We start from the raw sequence: 21,739 nt of genomic DNA, 5'->3' as shown, positions 1-21,739 counted from the left end.
CTCCCTGCCGGTGCGCGGGCGGGGGGGGGGGGCGGGGGGGGAGGCGGCCCCGGGGGGCCCCCCCGCCGCCGCCGGGGACCACATCTACGGTGTCATCAAGGGCAGCGCCGTCAACTCCGGCGGCCGTACCAGCCGCTACAGCATGCCCAGCCTGACGGCCCAGCGTGATGTGGTCGTGCGGGCCATGGAGAAGGCGGGTGTCACGCCCGACACGATCAGCTACGTCGAGGCCCACGGCACGGCGACCCTCCTCGGCGACTCCATGGAGGTCTCGGCGCTGAGCCGGGCCTTCGGCACGGGGCGCCAGGGGCAGTACTGCGCGATCGGCTCGCTCAAGTCCAACCTGGGCCACTGCGAGAGCGCGTCCGGCATCGCCGGGCTCACCAAGGTCCTGATGCAGCTGCGGCACGGGAGGCTCGCGCCCTCCGTCAACGCCGAGGACCTGAACACCGGCATCGTCTTCAAGCGGTCGCCGTTCTTCGTCCAGCGTGAGCTCGCTCCCTGGACGCCGTCCGACGCGGAGGGGCGGCCTCTGCCGAGGCGCGCAGGCATCTCCTGCTTCGGCGCGGGTGGCTCGAACGCACATTTGATCATCGAGGAATACATGGAAGACGACGTCGCGACCCGTGCGCCCGGGCAGCCGGCCCACGAGACCTGCCTGGTGCCGCTCTCGGCGCGCACCCCGGAGGAACTGCGGGTCGTGGCCGGGCGGCTGTCCCACTTCCTGGAGGAGGCGGACCGTGCCGGGCGGCCGGTGCCGCTGCGCGACCTCGCCCACACCCTTCAGACCGGCCGCGAAGAGCTGCCCGTCCGGCTCGCTCTCGTCGTACGCTCCACCATGGAGCTCGCCGGCCGGCTGGCGGCGTTCCTCACCACTGGTGCCGCGGGCGAGGGTGAGTACGGCGAACTCACCGGTGCGCCGTCGCGACGTGTGGGTGTGGCGGCGGATCCGGGTGTGGCGGCGGCCGTCGCCGCGGGGGACCTCCGGGCATCGGCGCGGCTGTGGCTGGCCGGTGCGGTCGTGCCCTGGCGTGAGCTCCACGGCGCCCGTCCGCCCCGCCGTGTCAGCCTGCCGACGTACCCCTTCGGGCGGAAGGAGTACTGGTACGGGAAGCCGTCGCCCGCGGAGTACGGGCCCCGGCGGGAGGGCCGGCCGGAGCGCGAGCGCCGGCCTCAGCCGGAGCAGAAGCCGGAGCCGGGGCGCGCGCAGGAGCCGCTCCCGGGGGCGGAGCGGGATGCGCGGTGGCCGCACGCCGCGCCGGCTGCCGCCCCGGATGCCCGTGAATGGCTCCGCCGGGCGATCGGCGAGCAACTGGACACCCGGCCCCACCACGTGCGGACCGACCAGGACTTCCCCGCGCTGGGGCTGTCCTCGATGGCCCTGGTCCACCTCGCCCGCCGGATCCAGCGAGAAATCGACCCGGAGTTCGAGTCCGCGTCACTCTTCGCGTACACGACCGTGGACCAGCTGGCGGCCCATCTGGGCGACGGCCCCCGCGCGCACGCCCCCGAGCCCGCCGTGACGCCCGCACCGTCCCCTCTCCCCGAGGATCACCCCCTCCCCGAGAATCACCCCCTCTCCGAGGACCAGCAGGGCCTGTGGGCCCTCCAGAAGGCGGCGCCCGGGGCGAGCGCGTACAACGTGCCGCTCTGCTTCCGGGCCACCGGGCTCGACACCCGCGCTCTGCGCCGCGCCTTCGAGCACGTGGTCGTCCGCCATCCCGTCCTGGGGGGCGTCGTGCGCGAGGAGCACGGCCGGCTGGTGCTGGCACGACCCGACGCGCCCCGCCCCGCCTTCACGGAGCGGGGACTGCCCGCTCTCGACCACGACGAGACGATCGCGCTGCTGCGCCGGCATGCCAAGGAACCGTTCGACCTGGACAACGGGCCGCTCTGCACGCTCACCGTGTTCCGTGCCCCGGGCGACGAGTCCTGGGTACTCCTGAACGCCCACCACCTCGTCCTCGACGGCGCCTCCGCCGTCGTCCTCGTGAAGGACCTCCTGGCCGGCTACCGGTCTGCGGCCGATGACCTGCCGATGCCCGGCGACCCCCGGGCGCGCGCGGGATACGCGGAGTTCGTCGCCGAGGAGGCGGCGCTGCTGCGGGGCGAGGAGGGCGCGGCCCGGCTCGCGTACTGGCAGGAGCAGCTGGCCGGCCCGCTGCCCGCACCCGCGTTCCCCGCCGACCGGCCGCGCGCCACGCCCGGGCGCGGCGCACACGGCGACGCCGTGACGCGTCGCCTCACGGCGGAGCTGAGCGAGCGGATCGCACGGTTCGCCCGTACCCACGGCGTCTACCCGTCGGCGGCGTTCCTGGCGGCGTACAACGTGCTGCTGCGCCAGTACACCCAGCAGGACGACATCCTGGTCGGCATGCCGGTCAGCAACCGCGCCGGCGCGCGCTTCGACGACACCGTGGGCCACTTCGTCACCATGGTGCCCGTCAGGAGCCGGATGTCCGGCCGGCAGCCCTTCGCCGACCTGTGCAAGGAGGTCCAGAAGACGCTCTTCAACGGCATCGCCCACAGCTACCCGTTCGGGCCGCTCGTCCGCGAGCTCGGCCTCGGCGCCACGGACGGCTCCGCACCGGTCTTCAGCCACGCCTTCATGTACCAGGACTGGCACGAGGACGTCACCGCGGACACCCCCTCCTTCACCCACGTCGAGGCCATCCGCCAGGAGGGCGAGTACGAACTCGTCCTGGAGGTCGTCGAGCCGCACGGAGCGGAGGACGGGTACGCCGTCAACTGGAAGTACGACCCGGCGCTGTTCGACCGGCGGACGGCCGACCGGCTGCTGCGCCAGTACGTGCACCTGCTGGAGACCGTCCCGGCCGCGGCACCCGCACAACCCGTCGACGACTGCTCGCTGGTGTCGCCGGAGGAGCTGCACACCCTCACCGTGGAGTGGAACGACACCGCGGTGAGCCGCCCGGAGCGGTGGGCGCACGAACTGTTCGCCGAGAGGGCCGCCCGCACCCCGGACGCGATCGCCCTCACCGACGGGGCCGAAACCCTCACCTACGCGGAGCTGGACGAGCGTTCGTGCCGGCTCGCCGCCCGGCTGCGCGGGCTCGGCGTCGGTCCCGGCAGCCTGGTCGCCGTCTACCTGGAGCGGTCGCCCGAACTGGTCGTGGCGCTGCTGGCCACGATGCGGGCCGGCGGCGCGTACATCCCGCTCGACCCGACGTACCCCAGGGACCGGATCGCGTACATCCTCGACGACGCCGCGCCGCAGGTGCTCCTGAGCGTCTCGGCGCTGGACGGGCGGCTGCGGGACCTCGACCCGGGCGCCGAGGTCACCGGCCGCCGTGTACTCCTGATCGACGGGACGGGCCCCGAGCCCGGCCGGGCGCACCACGACGGGGCGACCGCCCAGGAGACCGGTGCGGACACGGGCAGCCGGGTGACCGGTTCCGATCCGGCGTACGTCATCTACACCTCGGGCAGCACCGGCGACCCCAAGGGCGTGGTGGTGCCCCACAGAGCGCTCGCCAACTTCCTGTGCGCGATGGCCGAGCGGCCGGGAATGTGTGCGGACGACCGGATCCTGGCGGTGACGACGCACAGCTTCGACATCGCCGCCCTGGAGCTGTTCCTGCCACTGATCACCGGCGCGCAGTGCCACCTCAGTGACGCCGCCACCGCCCGCGACGCGGGGCGGCTCACGGAGCTGATCGCCCGCGTACGGCCGACCGTGATGCAGGCGACGCCCGCGACCTGGACGATGCTGCTCCACTCGGGCTGGACCAACGACGAACGCGTCCGTGTCCTGTGCGGCGGTGAAGCGCTGTCCGAGACGCTGAAGGAACGCCTGGTCGCGCTCGGCTGCGAGGTCTGGAACCTGTTCGGGCCCACCGAGACGACGGTGTGGTCCACGGTGGCACGGGTCGAGGCGGACAAGCGCGTCACGATCGGCCGTCCCATCGACAACACCTGGATCCACATCGTGGACGGGCAGGGCCGCATCGCCCCCGTCGGCGTACCCGGCGAACTGTGCATCGCGGGCGACGGACTCGCCCTCGCCTACCTCAACAAGCCCGGACTGACCGCGGAGCGGTTCCCCGACAACCCCTTCCCGCCCGGCGGCAGGATGTACCGGACCGGGGACCTGGCGCGCTGGCTCAGCGACGGCACCATCGAGTGCCTGGGCCGTATCGACTCCCAGGTGAAGGTCCGGGGCTTCCGCGTCGAACCCGGCGAGGTCGAGCACGCCCTGACCCGGCACCCGGCCGTGCGCGAGTGCGCCGTCGTCGCCAGGGCCGGCACGGCGGACGGCGGCACCCAGCTGGTCGCGTACTGGACCCAGGCCCCGGGCGTCGCGCGCGTCACCTCCCGGGAACTGCTCCGGCACCTGGGCCGCAGCGTGCCGGACCACATGGTTCCGGCCTTCGTCCTCCCGATCGACAGGCTTCCGCAGACCCCGAACGGCAAGGTCGACCGCCTGACGCTGGCGCGACGACCCGTGACGCTGCCCGAGGAGCCGGAGGTCGCCGTCGCCGTGGCGGCCCCGGAGGAGGACGACGTACTGGCCCTGTGGCGTGAGGTGCTGGGCGTCGACAACCTCCGGCCCACGGACGCCTTCCTGGAGGCGGGCGGCAACTCCGTGCTGGCGGTGCTGCTCGCCGATCGCGTCGCCAAGCGGTTCGACGTGCCCTTCACGGCGGCCGATGTCTTCCGCTGCGCGCACGCGCGGGGGACGGGCGCCCGTCTGCGCACCCTTCTGAACGCGGCACCGGTCCCGGCCGCCGAGGTCCCGGTGCCCGCCCCGGCCGCGCATACCGGCACCGGCGGGAGGAGGGCCGGCATCACCGTGGGCGACACCGGCACCGGCACCGGCACACCCGCGTACCTCGCGGACAGCGTCGCCATCATCGGTATGTCCGTCGGACTGCCCGGAGCCGACGACCACCACCAGTTCTGGCACAACCTCCTCGCGGGCGAGGAGAGCGTGGAGCTCTGCCCGGCGGACGAGCTGCGCCGCCTCGGCGTCGACGAACGGCTGATCCAGGATCCCGCTCATGTGCCCGTGCGCGCCAGCATGCGCGGCAAGGGCCTCTTCGACCCGGGCTTCTTCCAGGTCTCGGCGCGTGATGCCGAGCTGATGGACCCTCAGCTGCGTCGGCTGCTCCAGCACTCGTGGAAGGCGATCGAGGACGCCGGCCACCTGCCGGGCGACGTCGCGGACGCGGCGGTCTACATGTCCACCAGCAACGCCCTTTACCAGGCACCCGTCGCAGGCCGTGACACCCGGCGGGACTCGGAGGCCCTGGTCGGTTTCCTCCAGGCCCAGCCCGGCACCATCCCGACGACCATCTCGCACAAGCTCGGACTGCGTGGTCCCAGTCTGTACGTCCACAGCAACTGCTCTTCCTCACTGGCCGGACTGGCGCTCGCCTGCCAGGGCATCCTCTCCGGGCAGACCACGCACGCCCTGGCCGGTGGCTGCGGCATGTACGGCGAGAACACCGTCGGCTACCTGTACGAGGAGGGCATGACGCTCTCCTCCGACGGGCACTGCAAGCCCTTCTCGGCAGACGCGACCGGAATGATCGGCGGGGAGGGGGCCGTGGTGGTCCTCCTCAAGGACGCTGTGTCCGCCGTCCGTGACGGCGACCACATCTACGCGCTGGTGCGCGGCGTGGGAATGAACAACGACGGGGCCCGGAAGGCCGGTTACTACGCGCCCAGCGTCGTGGGCCAGTCCGAGCTGGTCGCCTCGGTCCTCGACAGGACCGGCATCCACCCCGAGTCGATCAGGTACCTGGAGGCCCACGGCACCGGCACGGTGATCGGCGACCCGATCGAGGTCATGGCGGTGTCCGAGGCGTACCGACGGCACACCGACGCGACCGGCTTCTGCGGCATCGGCTCCGTGAAGTCCAACCTCGGCCACCTGGACGCAGCCGCAGGCCTCGCGGGGCTCGTCAAGACGGCCCTCGTGGTGGGCCGCCGTACGGTGCCGCCGACCATCAACCACGACTCTCCCAACCCGCAGATCGACTTCGAACACTCGCCCTTCCACGTGGTGGACCGCCTCACGCCCCTGGCGCCCGGCGCCGCACCACTGCGGGCCGCGGTGAGCTCCTTCGGCATCGGCGGCACCAATGTGCACGCCATCCTGGAGGAGGCCCCGCCCCGGGCAGACCGGGACGCGGTACTCGCCGGACCCCACCTCGTACCCCTGTCGGCCAGGACCACCGAGAACCTGCGCCGGTACGCACGCGACCTCGCGCACCGGCTGGCCGAGGAGGAGACCGCCCGACCGACGGCCCCCCGCCTCGCCGACATCGCCTTCACCTTCCAGGTCGGACGGACCGCCCTGGCGGAGCGGGCGGCCTTCGTCGTCCACACCGTGTCCGAACTCATCGGCGCGCTGAGGGACTTCGCCGACCGCACGGACACCCCCGTGTCTGAGGGCGCCGGTCCGCCGCCGTCGTCCCTGCTCGACGACGAGGACCGACGAGGTCTCGTCCGGCAGTGGCTGGCCGAGCGCAGGCTCGACAAGGTGGCGCGGCTGTGGGAAGCAGGCGATCCGGTCGACTGGGACCTGCTGTACGACAGTGGCCGGCGGCCGCACCGGGTCAGCATGCCGACCTACCCCTTCAGCGAGGAGTACTACTGGCTGTCCGGGGAGCCGGACCGGCCCGACACCCCGCACGCCTCCCAGGGCACGCCCCGGGTACACGTCACCGACCCGGAACGCGTCACGCCGTCGGCCGATGACGTGTCGGAGCCCCGCTTCTTCGAGGAGCGCTGGACCCCCTGCGATCCCGAGACGGAACGGGCCGGCCGGGACGGACGGGGCCGAGCCGTGTCCGCCGGGCAGAACGTCGTGGTCTTCCTCACGGACCGCGCGGCACAGGAGTCCTACCGGCGCGCCGCCCGCGAACACGCGCCGGGCGCCCGGCTGGTCTTCGTCGAGCAGGCGAGCGGCCCTGCCGCCCCTTCCTCCGCCCACGCGGTGCACCGGAGCGACGAGCGGAGCTGGCGGCGCGTGCTCGGAACCGTCGCCGAGGCACACGGCCGGATCGACGCCATCCACTACCTGTGGCCCACCGAGCAGGACGGCGGCGCTGCCGTCCTGCGCGAGCTGACCGACGTCGGTGTACTGGTACGCGCCCTGGCCGCCACGTCCCTGGACGTTCCCGACGTCCTCGTGGCCGGGCACTTCCGCGATGCCGTGGAACAAGCCGCCCTGGACTCGCTGATCGGCTACGAGCGTTCGCTGTCCGGGGTGCTCCCCGGCACCGCCCTGCGCGTCGTCCTGCACGACGGCGTCGCGGACGCCGGACGCTGGGCCGGCCTGCTCCTCACCGAACAGCACCAGGAGTCCAAGGCCGGCGCCCTCTACCGGGCGGGCCGACGCCATGTCTGCCGGGTCGAGAGCATCGACATCCCCGCGTCGCACGGCCCTTCGGCCCTGCGGGAGGGCGGCACGTACCTCGTCACCGGAGCCTTCGGTGGTCTGGGCCGCCGTCTCGCGGAACACCTCGCCGGGGCGTACCGGGCGAACCTGGTGCTGTTGGGCCGCTCACCGCTGCGGCCGGCCGACGAGGCGTGGGCGGAGCATCTTCGTCGTAACGGCGGAGAGATCGTCTGCCGCCGCGCCGATGTCACCGACGAGGAGACGCTCGTCCGGCTCCTGGACGGTCTGCCGTCCTCCGTACGCGCGATCGACGGTGTCATCCACGCCGCCGGTACGGCGCAGGCGGTACCGCTGACCGGGAAGACCCGCGACGCGATCGAGGCCGTCCTCGGCGCCAAGGTGCTCGGGACGCTGGCGCTGGAGCGGGCGCTCGACCGGGTACTGGGCCCGAACCCGGCGCGGTTCGTCTGCCACTTCTCGTCGAGCTCCGCCACTCTGGGCGATTTCGGCAGCTGCGACTACGCGGTGGCCAACCGCTTCCAGGCGGCGTACGCGCGTGCCCTGGGCGGGCGCCGGTCCCCGCACCGGACCCTCGCGATCCAGTGGCCCCTCTGGGAGGAGGGCGGAATGGGCGCGGCCGCCCAGCGGCAGCCGGACGGACGGCCCGGCCGCGACTTCGTCACGGCCTACCTCGACTCCAGCGGCCAGCAGCCGCTCGCCACCGATACCGGCCTCGCGCTCTTCGAACGCTTCCTCACGGCCGCTCCCGTCGCCCCCCTCGTCCTGCACGCCTCCGCCACGCGGGCACGGTCGCTGGCCGACCGCGCCGTCGCCGGCACGGTGACCAGGCCGTCCGGGAACCAGGAGACTCCGGCCGACCGCGACGGGCTCCGCGAGGGGCTCGCGGCAGCGGTCCGCGAGGGCGTGGCGCACGTTCTGAAGACCCCCGTGGAGAAGCTCGACGACGGCAGTAACTTCGTCGACCTCGGCCTGGACTCGATCCGGCTGACACAGCTCGCCCATCGGCTGTCGGAACGCCTCGGCACACGTCTCCTGCCCACCGTCCTGTACGACCACCCCACCATCGGCCGCCTCACCGGGCGCCTGGCCGAGCAGGCCGTGGCGGTGCCGCTTCCGGGAACTGACGAGACGCCCGGAGAGGACGAGGCGACCGACGGCGGATACGAGGCGTCCGGCCGGGGCGAGAAGCCGGACCGGTACGACACGTCCGACGAGGGCGCTCCGGCGGAAGGACGAGCGGCGCCCGGGGCGGGTGCGGAGCCCGCCCCCAGGGGCGATCGCGAGGTGTTCCCCGGGAACGGCCGGACCAGCACCGACGAGCCGCAGGAGCCGCAGGAGTCGCTCCCGGGCGAGGCGCCGATCGCCGTCATCGGCATGAGCGGCATCTTCCCGGGCTGCCGTTCCGTCGACGACTTCTGGAACGCGCTGACCGACGGCAAGAACCTCGTCACCGAGGTTCCGCCGGTGCGCTTCGGCGCCACCGCGGCGCACCAGGAGGAGGAAGCGGCGGAGCGCTACCCGTGGCTGGGCGGCATCGACTGGGCGGACGAGTTCGACGCGGCCTTCTTCGAGGTCGCGCCCAAGGAGGCCCGCACGATCGACCCGCGCCAGCGGCATCTGCTCCAGGAGAGCTGGAAGGCACTGGAGGACGCCGCCCTTGGCGCCGAGGAACTGAAGGACAGCCGCGTCGGCGTGTTCGTCGGCGTGGAGCAGGGCGACTACCAGCTGCTGACCGGGGACGGCGGCAGCCTCACCTCCAACCATGACGGAGTGCTGGCCGCCCGGCTGTCGTACTTCCTCGACCTCAAGGGCCCCGTCCTGGCCATCAACACGTCCTGCTCGTCCGGCCTGGTCGCCCTGCACCAGGCGTGCGCGAGCCTGCGCCGGGGCGAGTGCGACATCGCCGTCGTCGCCGCGGCCAACTTCGTCCTCACCCCGCAGTCGCTCGCGGCGATGAACCGAGCGGGCATGCTGTCGGCGGAGGGCCGCTGCGCCACCTTCGACCGGCGCGCCGACGGGATGGTGCCCGGCGAGGCGGTGACGGCGCTGGTGCTCCGCCCGCTCGACCGGGCCGAGGCCGGGGGCGACCCCGTCCACAGCGTGATCACCGCCAGCGGCATCAACTACGACGGCAGGACCAACGGCATCACCGCCCCCGCCGGAGAGGCGCAGCGCGAGCTGCTGGAGACCGTCTACCGCCGGGGCGGGGTCGATCCCGAGGACCTGGGCTACATCGTCACCCATGGAACGGGGACCAGGCTGGGTGACCCCGTCGAGGTCAACGCCCTGCGCGAGGCGTTCCGCCCGCACACCGACAAGCAGGGGTTCTGCGCCCTCACCTCGACCAAGACCAACATCGGCCACACCTTCGCCGCCTCCGGCCTGGTCGGCCTGATCTGCCTGTCGGAGGCACTGCGTCACGGCACCATCCCGGCGAGCCTCCACTGTGAGCAGGACAACGAGTACATCGACTGGAGCGGGAGCCCCTTCTACGTCAACAAGTCGACCAAGGAGTGGACACCGCCGCCGGGCAAGCCCCGCACGGGCGCAGTCAGCGCCTTCGGCATGAGCGGCACCAACGCCCATGTGGTCGTACGCGAGTACACCGGCGGGCCGTCGGCGGCCGCCCCGGTACAGCCGTACTACCTGCTGCCGCTCTCGGCGAAGTCCGAAGCGGCCCTGGAGCAGGTCGTCCGCAGACTGGTCGACCGGATCGCGACCGGCGCACTGAGCGACACCGACCTGCCGCGACTCAGTGCCACGCTGCTCACCGGACGGCATCACTTCCGCCACCGCTGCGCCGTCGTTGTGAGTTCCCTCGACGAGGCCCTCGCACTCTGGAAGGCCGGGAGCCACTCGCGGTCCGGCCGCCCGGCACGCGCCGATGCGTGGCTCACGGGCACGGTGCCCCGGGACTTCACCGCCCGTGCGGCGGACGCCGAGCACATCCGGACCCGGCTGGAGGACTCCCTGGACACCCGGCTCGGCCTCGCCCACCGCCGTGAGGCACTCGTGGACCTGGCCCAGCGCTACGTCGCGGGCCACACCATCCCGCGCCCGGGCGCCCGGCCGGGCGAAAACCGTCCCACGAGGCTGCGCCTGCCCGCGTATCCGTTCGCCAGGAACCGTTACTGGGTGGCCGGCGAACGGCCCGGCCCCGCCACGGTGGTCTCCCCGCCGACGCCTGCCTCGACGGTCACGGTTGCGCCCAAGGCCGCGGTTCCCGCTACGGCCGGTACGCCGCGCCCCGTCGACGAGACGCGGACGGCATCGCCCAAGCCCGTCGTACTGACCGATCTGGCGGAGATACCGCACCGGCTCGACGTCCGTCCGGGCGACCGCGGCGCAAGCCGGGGCAGCCGGGAACGTCGTCACGAACGCAGGACGGTGTCCCTGACGCCGCTCACGTCGCAGGAGCCGACGGCACCCGAGACCGCCGCCCCGTCCAGGGCGCCGATCGCGGTGACCAGGGAGCACGACGTCCTGGAGGATCTCAAGTCCGCCGCCGCCATCGATTTCGGCGGCATGGTCGCCACCCTCAACCGCACGGGCGTCATGGTCGAGCACCTGATCCCCTACTCCTCCGACTTCGCCGACTTCGCCGGCGAGCGCGGCGGGGAGGTGCTGGACCTGGGCTGTGCCTACGGTGTCGCCAGCATCGCCGCGCTGGAGCGCGGGGCCCGGGTCGTCGCACTGGACATGGAGCAGAAGCACCTGGACATCCTCGAACAGCGCGTCAACGACGAGAGCAGGCAGCACCTGACCCTGCGGCGGGGCACCCTGCCCGACGTCGACTTCGAGGACGAGCGCTTCACCGCCGTGCACGCCAGCCGCGTGATGCACTTCCTCGACCCCGACGGGGTGCGGCTCGTACTGCGCAAGATGTTCCGCTGGCTGACTCCGGGCGGAAAGGTGTTCCTGAGCACCGACTCGCCCTACTTCGGGTACTGGGCTTCCAAGGCCGCCGCCTACGAGGAGCGCAAGCGGGCGGGCGACCCGTGGCCCGGGTACATCGACGACGTCGCCGCGCACTTCGACCCGGCCCATGTCGTCGGCGGGCCGAGCCTGATCAACGCCATCGACCCCGATGTCTTCCGAAGGGAGTGCGAGGCGGCCGGGTTCGTCGTGGAGCGCGTCGGGTTCTTCGGCGCCGTGGGAGTGGACCGGGAGTCGTACGGTGCTCCCGGCCCCGACATGGAGCATGTGGGCGTCATCGCGCGCAAGCCGATGGACGCGCCCGCGCCCCGCACCACCGCGACCCTGCCGACGACCGCGGCTCTCCCCGCGACCGCGACCGCGGCCGGGAGCGCGGCCGGGAGCGCAGGTGCGGCCGAGGCGCGGTCGGCCGACGGAACCCGGATCCACTACCGGATCCGGGGCAGCGGCCCCACCGCACTGGTCTTCATTCACGGTCTGGGCTGTGACGCCTCGTACTGGGACCGTCAGATCCCCTCCTTCGAAGGGCGGTTCACCGTGATCGCCCCGGACCTCGCCGGGCACGGCCGGTCGGGCAAGGACCGGCGGAAGTGGACCGTCGAGGCGTTCGCCCAGGATGTGGCGGCCGTCGTCGAGCACGCCGGGGCGAGGGACGTGGTCCTGATCGGTCACTCGCTGGGCGGGCCCGTGATGCTGGCCGCCGCGCCACTGCTGGGAGGCTCGGTCCAGGGCATGATCGGCGTGGACACGCTCCACAACCTCGACCCCAAGCGACTGGACGCCGTTCAACTCGACCGTTTCGTCCAGTCGTTCTCGGACCAGCCGGTGAAGGCCGGGGAACTGTTCCTCGACACCGCGCGACAGGACCTGATCGAGCTGGTCGAGCGCACGCGCGAGCAGGTGGGCGGGGCGATCGTCTCGGCCGCGTTCCGCGAGATGCTGACGTACTTGCAGGATGTGCCGAAGCACTTCGACGTCCCGCTGGTTCTGGTCAACTCGACCTCCTGGATGCCGACGAACCTCGCCGCCGCACACCGGTACGGAGTGGAGGTGGATCTGGTCGAGGGCGTGGGGCACTTCGTGATGCTGGAGGCGTCCGACACCTTCAACGCCTTGCTGGGACGGCACATCGACCGCATAGCTCCACGGACCGTGCCGGGCGACGGCGGACGCGGGGCGTTCGCAGAGGGCGCTGATGGATGATGTCCGAACCACGTACTAAGATCCCGACCGATAGTGATCTGCATCGGTTCCTGCGCGAATCGTTGACCGGCGTCATCGGAACCGAAGCGGCTCCAGGCTCCGACGACGTGCATCTCGTGGAGCTGGGGCTGGACTCGATCAGCTGCGTCGTGTGGCTGCGCGAGGTCAACCGCTCCCTTGGGCTTTCTCTCACGATGGCCGATGTCTTCGGTCACCCCACGTTCGGCCAGTTGTTTGCCCTGATCGAGGGCACCATGGGAGATCTGATGAGTGCCACCACCTCTGGGCCTTCGACTGCCCCGAGCGGTTCCCTCTCCGTAGAGCAAGACATCGCCGCCTACCTGCGCCAGAGTCTGGCGTCGGAGCTGGAACTGGACGAGTCGGCGATCGACGACGACACGCCGTTCGTGGAGCTGGGGCTGGACTCGATCACGGGCGTCACCTGGACCCGCAAGCTGAACACGCGCTTCGGCCTGTCGCTCTCCGCCACCCAGGTCTACAGCCACCCCACGGTCGACGGGCTGGCGGGCCACCTCGCGGGTCTGCTCGGGGAGACCGGCGCTCCGTCGTCCCCGGACGGCACCCCTGCCGCCGGTTCGTCGGTGGCAGCCCTCCCCGCCGCCCCGGACGCCCGGCCGGCGGCTGGGGAGGAGATCCGGTCGCAGACGGCTGAACCGGACTCCGCGGTACGGCCGCAGAGCCCCGTGGAGGCCGAGACCGCACTCGCCACGTGGCTGCGGGCAAGTCTCGCCGGGGAACTGGAGCTGGCCGAGTCCGATCTCGACGACGACACGCCGTTCGTGGAGCTGGGGCTGGACTCGATCACGGGCGTCACCTGGACCCGGACCATCAACACCCGGCTGCGGCTCTCGCTCTCCGCGACGACGGTCTACGGCCACCCGACCATCAGCGAGCTGGCCCGGCACCTGGCGGGAGAGCTGGGCGTGAAGCCACCCGAGCCCGCCCCGGTGCCGCAAGCCGTCCCCGAACCCGTTCCGGCACCGCAAGCCGTCCCCGAACCCGTTCCGGCACCGCAAGCCGCCCCCGAACCCGTTCCGGCACCGCAGCCCGTCCCCGAACCCGTCCCAGTACCGCAGCCCGCCCCCGAGCCCGTGGCGCCGAGCCGGCCGGCCGGGCGCGGCATCGAGCTCGTCGACATCGCCGTCATCGGCATGTCCGGGGCGTTCCCCGAGGCGGAAGATCTCGACGAGTTCTGGCAGAACATCCTCACGGGCCGTGACTGCGTCTCCGAGGTACCCCCCTCCCGGTGGGAGGTGGGCGAGTACTACGACGAGCGTCCCGGCACGCCGGGCAAGTCGTACAGCAAGTGGATGGGTGTGCTGGAGAACGCCCACCACTTCGACCCGCTGTTCTTCAACATCTCGCCCGGCGAGGCGGAGTACATGGACCCGCAGCAGCGTGTCCTCCTTCAGGAGAGCTGGCGCTGCATAGAAGAGGCCGGTTACAACCCCGAGGCCCTTTCCGGCACGCGGTGCGGGGTCTTCGTCGGCTGCTCGGTGAACGGCTACGGCGGCAGGCTCGACGAGACCGAGCTGAGCGCCCACCAGAACCTCGGCACCAACAGCGCCATCCTCGCCAGCCGCGTTTCCTACACGCTCAACCTCAAGGGACCCTGCCTCTCCATCGACACCTCGTGCTCGTCGTCCCTGGTGGCGATAGCCAACGCCTGTGACAGCCTCTGCCTGGGCGACAGCGACACGGCGTTGGCGGGCGGTGTATGGGTCATACCCGGCCCGGGCGTGCATGTGGCGATGAGTCAGCTGCGAGCCCTGTCCCCGGACGGCCGCTGCTACGCGTTCGACGAGCGGGCCAACGGTTTCGTACCCGCGGAGGGAGTGGGCGTCCTGCTCCTCAAGCGGCTGGCCGACGCCCAGGCGGACGGTGACCGCATCCACGCCGTCATCAAGGGCTGGGGCGTCAACCAGGACGGCAGGTCCAACGGCATCACCGCCCCCAGCGCGGAGGCGCAGACCCAACTCCAGCGGCACGTGTACGACAAGTTCGGCATCGACCCCGCGGACATCGAACTCGTCGAGGCGCACGGCACCGGCACCGCTCTGGGCGACCCGGTGGAGATCGACGGCCTCGTGCGGAGCTTCGAGGCACACACCGACCGGCGCGGCCACTGCGCCCTGGGCTCGGTGAAGAGCAACATCGGACATGCCGCGTGCGCCGCCGGCGTGGCCGGCTCCATCAAGGCGATCCTCGCGCTGGAGCACGCGACGCTGCCCCCGACCATCCAGCACGAGCGGCTCAACGGCCACATCGACCTGGACGGCACCCCGTTCTACGTGAACACCCGGGCGCGTTCCTGGCAGGGCGGGGACAGGCCCCGTCTGGCCGCGGTCAGTTCGTTCGGCTACAGCGGGACCAACGCTCACCTCGTATTGGCGGAAGCGCCCACGGCCCCCGCGCGACGGCCGGAGGACGGCGCCCGCCTGATCGCCCTGTCCGCCCGTACTGCCGCGCAGCTCCAGGAACAGGCGCGCCGGCTCGTCGCCCACATCGAGGGCCACCCCGGGGAGAGCCTGCGGGACCTCAGCGCCACCCTGCTCCAGGGCCGCAAGCACTTCCGCCACCGCCTGGCCTACGTGGCGAACACTCCGGGGCAGGCCGTCCGGACGCTGCGCGCCTGGCTGGACTCCGGCAGCGCGCCGGCCGTCAGGACCGGTGACAACAAGCCGCAGCGCCCGCAGCGGGAGCCGGACGGGACGGCGTTGGAGCAGACGGATCCGCGCCGCCTGGAATCGCTCGCAGAGCAGTACGCGCAGGGCGGGGCCGTCGCGTTCGAGCTGTTGTTCGCGGACGGGCACAAGCCGGGCAGAATCTCCCTGCCCACCTATCCGTTCGCCAAGGACCCCTACTGGCTGCATCCGGCCCGCGACGTGTCGGGGACCGCCCGGAGCGGTGCCGGCGACGGCGCGGCCACGGCCGGCCGGACGCCCGCGCCGGTCACGGCCGGCGGCGCCGTGCTGACGCTGGAGCCGCGCTGGGAGCTGCGAGCCGCTCCCTCCGGTGGGCTCGCCGTCCCGGACGGCCACGACGTGTGGCTGGTCGGCGCCGGTCTCACCGACTCCTCGGTACGCGCCCTGTCCGCGCTGTTGCCCCGGGGCGCCGAGCTGCGGACGTTCGAACCGGTCGCTGATCGCCCGCTGGACGCCGAGTACCTGCGGTTGACGCAGACCCTGCTGAGCGGGATACGCACCCGCGTCGCCGAGCGCGGCGCCACCGGCGAGCGCCTCGTGCAGCTCGTCGTCCTCGGGCACGGCTCCTCGGCCGCCCGGGTACCGACCGGGGTGTCCGGCCTGCTGCGCACGGCCGCACTCGAACATCCCTGGCTGCGGACCCAGTGCGTCGAGTACCTCGACCGCTTCGATCACACCGATCCCACGTCCGCCGCCGCGCTCGCCGGAGCCATCGACGCGGACGCCCGCGACCACGCCGAGCACGACATCCGCCACCACGACGGAAGGCGGTACGTCCGCCGGCTGGCGGAATTCCTCCCGCAGCCGCAAGCCGGGGGCACGGCTGCCGCCCCGTGGCGCGAAGGCGGCGTCCACCTGATCACCGGTGGACTCGGCGGACTGGGCCGGATCGTCGCCGAAGAGCTGTCCCGGACTCTTCACCGGGGCACGATCGTCCTGGTCGGCCGCTCTGAACCCGACACCGCCCGGTTGCGTGAGCTCGGTTCCGTCGGAGCGCCGGGCGTCATGGTCGAGTACCGCAGGGCCGACGTCACCGACCGCAGGGCCGTCGACGCCCTCGTCGCCGACGTCGTGTCACGCCACGGCGCGATCCACGGGATCGTCCACTGCGCCGGAGTGCTCCACGACGGCTACCTCGCCACGAAGACGGACGAGCAACTGCGTGCCGTCCTCGCGCCCAAGACCTCGGGCCTGGTGAACCTGGACGAGGCCACCGTGGACCAGCCGCTGGACCAGCTGATCGTCTTCTCGTCCACCGTGGCCGCGCTCGGCAACGTGGGGCAGGCGGACTACGCGGCGGCCAACGGCTTCATGGACGCCTATGTCGCGCACCGCGGCGAACTGGCCGCGCGGGGCACCAGGTCCGGTCGCGCCCTGTCGATCGGCTGGCCACTGTGGGCGGACGGCGGCATGCGCGTCGACGACACGATGCTGGCCCGGCTGCGCGACCTGGGTGTGACCCCGCTGGGTACCAGGGACGCGCTGCGGGCGCTGACGGCCGCAGTCGCGGACGGCCGTCGGCACACGCTCGTGCTCTGCGGCGACCGCGAGCTGCTGCTCACCCGCCTGTCGGCGCAGACCGACCGGCCTGCCACTGCCGTTTCCGCCGCCCTCACCCCTCCTTCGCCGGTCTCCGCTCCCGCCCAGGCCCCGACTCCCTTGCCGGCGTCCGCGGCCCCCGCCGCAGACACGCCGCGCCCGTCGGTCCGTGAGGCACAGGAGATGTGGCAGCGCACCCTCGTCGCGGAGGTGTCGGCGCAACTGAAGGTTCCGGCCGACGAGATCGACGTGGAGGGTGAGTTCGGTGAGTTCGGTTTCGATTCGATCAGTCTGACCGAGCTGGCGGGCCGGCTCGGCGACGGCTACGGACTGAGCCTGGCACCGACCGTGTTCTTCGAGCACACCACACCTGCCCGGCTCGCCGCGCACCTCGCCAGGAGCGGCCCCGAGACCGCTCCGCGGGACGCCACTGGTGCGGCCGGCCGCACTCCCGGCACGCCCGACCCGCTGGAAACGGCCCGTGGAACACTGATCGCGGAGGTGTCGGCGCAACTGAAGGTTCCGGCCGACGAGATCGACGTGGACGGTGAGTTCGGTGAGTACGGTTTCGATTCGATCAGTCTGACCGAGCTGGCGGGCCGGCTCGGCGACCGCTTCGGTGTGAGCCTGGCGCCCACCGTGTTCTTCGAGTACCGGACCGTCGACAGCGTCGCCGCCCATCTGGCCGCGACGTACGCCGACCGGATCACGGCCGTGGAATCCGCGTCGGCCGCCGCTCCCGTACCCGAGCCGATCACCGTATCCGGCCCCGCGGCCGCCTCCGTGTCAGAGACGGCCACCGTCCCCGCATCCGGGCCGGCCACCGCCCCCGCCCGAGGGGCGGTGGCACAGGACGCGGGCGCGGCGATGCCGATCGCCATCATCGGCGTCAGCGGAAGTTTCCCGCAGGCCCCCGACCTCGCCGCGTTCTGGAACAACCTGCGCGACGGCAGGGACTGCATCACCGAGATACCCCAGGACCGCTGGGACTGGCGGGCCATGCACGACGACCCGGCCACGCCGGGCAACAGGAAGCACGTGCGCTGGGGCGGCTTCCTCGACGGGGCGGACCGCTTCGACCCGCTCTTCTTCGGCATTTCGCCGCGCGAGGCCCTCGCCATGGACCCGCAGCAGCGGCTTCTGCTCACCCACGCCTGGCAAGCACTGGAGGACGCCGGGTACGCGCCGTCGAGCCTGGCAGGCAGCGACACCGCCGTCATCGTCGGTACCGCCCCCAGCGGCTACGGCAACCTGGTCCTCCAGGAGCGGCAGGGCGAGGACGGTTACGCGGCGACCGGGGTCTCCGGGTCCGTCGGCCCCAACCGGGTGAGCTATCTCCTCGATCTGCACGGCCCGAGCGAGCCGGTCGAGACCGCGTGTTCCAGTTCGCTGGTGGCCATCCACCGTGGCGTCGAGCTGCTGCGCAGCGGCCGGAGCGGCCTCGCCCTGGTCGGCGGCGTGAACACGATCGTCAGCCCGGATCTGCACATCGGGTACAGCCGCGCGGGCATGCTCTGCGAGGACGGCCGCTGCAAGACCTTCTCGGCGCAGGCCAACGGCTATGTGCGGGGCGAGGGCGTGGGCATCCTGGTCCTCAAGCCCCTGGACCGGGCGGAACGCGACGGCGACCGCGTCCTCGGCGTCATCCGCGGTACGGCCGTCAACCACGGCGGCCGGGCCCACTCACTGACCGCGCCCAACCCCCACGCACAGGCGGAGCTGCTCAAGGCCGCCTACCGCGAGGCGGGCATCGACCCCCGTACCGTGACCTACATCGAGGCGCACGGCACCGGCACCGAGTTGGGCGACCCCGTCGAACTCAACGGACTCAAGAGCGCTTTCGAGGCGCTGTACGAGGAGACGGCGGGCAAGCCGGGCACGCTGTCCGAACCCGCCCCCTGCGGCCTCGGATCGGTCAAGAGCAACATCGGGCATCTCGAACTGGCCGCCGGTGTGGCCGGAGTCGTCAAGGTGCTGCTCCAGATGCGCCACGCCACGCTGGCCGAGAGCCTGCACTGCGAGGAACTCAACCCCTATCTGGACTTCGGGGGAAGCCCCTTCGAGGTCGTGCGCGAGCGCCGTCCCTGGGAACGGCCCCATGACGCCGACGGCAGGGACATCCCGCGCCGGGCCGGTGTCAGCTCCTTCGGATTCGGTGGCGTGAACGCCCATCTGGTGCTGGAGGAGTACGCCCCTGCGCCGTCCGTGGACTCGCGCTCCGCCTCCCGTCCCGCCCTGGTCACTCTGTCGGCCCGCACCGGGCAGCAGCTGATCGAGCAGGCCCGGCGGCTGCGCGACCACCTGCGGGACCAGCCACTCGGATCCGTCCAGCTGTCCGACCTCGCCTTCACGCTCCAGGTGGGGCGCGATGTGATGGAGGAGAGGCTCGCGACCCTCGTCGTCTCCGTGACGGAACTGGAGCGCAGGCTCACATCCTTCGTCGAGAGCCCGGACACCCACGCCGGCTGGCATCGGGGCACCGTGCCCCGGCGCACCTCCGCGACCGCGGCGGCCCGGCCCGACGCCGGCCGGCTCGCCGAGGCGGACCACTGGCTCATGTCCGGTCAGTACGACCACGCCCTCGCCCGATGGGTGGCGGGCCACCCCGTCGACTGGCAGCGGTGGTACGCGCGGGCCCCATGGCCGAGGCGCACGGCCCTGCCGACCTATCCGTTCGCGCAGGAGAGCTATTGGGCCGGGCGGGGCGCGCAGGGCGCGGCGACGCCGGCGGCCCTCTCGATCCCGCATCCCTCAATGCAGTACCCCTCGGCGCCGCACCGTTCCGTGCCGGCTCACCCGATGCTGCATCGCGACCTGCCGGCCGACGACGGTGACAACGGCCCGGACGACACCGTCACGTCGGTGTACGAAACCGTCTTCGACGGCACCGAGCCGTTCCTGAGAGACCATCAGGTGCTGGGCGCTCCTGTCCTGCCCGGCGCCGCGCACCTCGAAATGGCGCGGGCGGCAGTCGTCCGGGCCCTGGGTGAAGACGCCGCGGAGCGCGTACGCCTCGGCGACATCGTGTGGCTGCGGCCCGCGGTCTGCCGCGGGAACCGGCTGGACCTGCGGCTGAGCCTCCGGCCCCTGACCGACGGCTCGGACGCGGCCGCCTCCGGATACGCGTACACCATCCACAGCGTCGACACCGACGGCGCGCGCACCCTGTGCAGCCAGGGCCGGGCGGCTTCACCGGCCGCGCCGGCCGGCCGCCCGGCACTCCCGCTCGGCGAACTGCGCCGCGCATGCGCCGGATCGGCCTTCTCCTCGGCGGAGATCTACGACCTGTACGACCGGGCGGGCATGGGCTATGGCCCGGCACAGCGTTCGCTGGCCGGGCTGACCGTGGGCGCCGACGCCGTCGGACGGCCCCAGGTGCTGGCCGAACTGCGTCTGCCGCAGTCCGCGGAGGAGGATGGAACGGCCTCCTACGGTCTCCATCCCAGCATTCTCGACGGAGCCCTCCAGGCCACCATCGGCCTGGAACTCCTGGCCGACGGCGGGGACGGCCGCGACGGGCGCTCGGCCAGGCCCGCGCTGCCCTTCGCGCTCCAGGGACTCGACGTGCTCGCCGCGACCCCGGCGACCGCGTACGCCTGGATCAGGTATCAGGGCGGGGCCCGCCCCGAGGACGCCTCGGCCAAGCTCGATGTCACGCTCGTCGACGAGCACGGGCGGGTGTGCGTGGAACTCACCGGACTGAGCGCACGGGTACTCCCCGGCGAGCCGGTCCCCACTCCCGCGAGGGTCCTCGCCGAGCCGGTGTCCGCCCCTGCCGGGGCCCCCTCAGGCCAGGACGCGCCGGGCGGAGCGCCGCTCGCCGACCGTGCCGTGCCCTACATGCGCCGCCAGCTCGCCACGGCGCTCCAGGTCGACGCCGAACGGCTGGACGTCGACACTCCGCTGGAGCACTACGGCATGGACTCCATGATGGCCATGGAGCTCACGCGCCACCTGGAGGGCACCTTCGGTCTGCTGCCCAAGACCCTGTTCTTCGAGGTGCGGACCATCCGCGCGCTGAGCGATCACTTCGCCGAGGAGTACGCGGAACGGCTGCACACCGCGCTGGCCGCCGATGCCGATACCAATACCGATGCCGGTTCCCGCACTGGTGCGGATGCGGCTGAGCCCGCCGCAGCGCCGCTCAGCCAGGCCGTTGCGGCCGGTCCGGCCGGCCCGGACGACGCCGTGACCGACATCGCGATCGTCGGGATCAGCGGTCGGTATCCGCAGGCCGAGGACTTGGACCGGTTCTGGCAGAACCTCCGCTCCGGTCGTGACTGCATCACGGAGATCCCGGCGGACCGCTGGGACCACCGCGACTACGGTGACGCTGCCTGCAAGTGGGGTGGCTTCCTCGACGGCGTCGACCGGTTCGACCCCCTCTTCTTCAACATCTCGCCACGTGAGGCCGAGTACCTGGATCCCCAGGAACGCCTGTTCCTCCAGTGTGTCCATCACACGCTGGAGGACGCCGGATACACCGGTGAACTCCTCGCCCGGCAGTCCGCCGAGCGCGGCGCCGAGGCGTCCGTCGTGCAGGCGGGAAAGGTGGGCGTGTTCGTCGGCGTGATGTACGAGGAGTATCAGCTGCACGGTGCCCAGGCGCAGGCGCGAGGGCACCAGGTCGCGCTCTCGGGCAGCCCGTCCTCGATCGCCAACCGGGTCTCGTACTTCTACGACTTCCACGGCCCGAGCATGGCCGTCGACACCATGTGCTCGTCCTCGCTGACCGCGATCCACCTCGCCTGTGAGGCAATCAAGAGCGGCCAGTGCGAATCGGCGATCGCCGGCGGTGTCAACGTCAGCGTCCATCCGAACAAGTACCTGATGCTGAGCCAGGGCAGGTTCGCCGCGAGCGACGGCCGCTGCCGCAGCTTCGGCGAAGGGGGCGACGGCTACGTGCCCGGCGAGGGCGTGGGCGCCGTACTGCTCAAGCCGCTGG

The 21,739-nt window shown here is 72.3% G+C and carries 2 protein-coding genes (1 of these 2 running past the window's edge); both read left to right on the top strand.

All coding sequences use genetic code 11. The features are described 5' to 3' along the window. Positions 1 to 10: 10 nt before the first annotated feature. Positions 11 to 12,529 carry an amino acid adenylation domain-containing protein gene (locus ACWD0Y_RS13075; protein ID WP_450260420.1) on the top strand — a complete coding sequence of 4,173 codons (12,519 nt, stop codon included), beginning with the start codon at positions 11 to 13 and terminating at the stop codon, positions 12,527 to 12,529. Then, positions 12,526 to 21,739: the 5' portion of an SDR family NAD(P)-dependent oxidoreductase gene (locus tag ACWD0Y_RS13070; RefSeq protein ID WP_450260419.1), read on the top strand. It continues 6,464 nt past the right edge of the window; 9,214 of the gene's 15,678 nt are visible here — the first part of the coding sequence; the start codon lies at positions 12,526 to 12,528; its stop codon lies beyond the right edge, outside the window. The genes ACWD0Y_RS13075 and ACWD0Y_RS13070 overlap by 4 nt, the downstream gene beginning before the upstream one ends.

It is taken from the genome of Streptomyces altiplanensis, from assembly GCF_053591575.1.
Note: the sequence above shows the minus strand (reverse complement) of the source record. Positions and strands in the feature narration are given on the sequence as shown.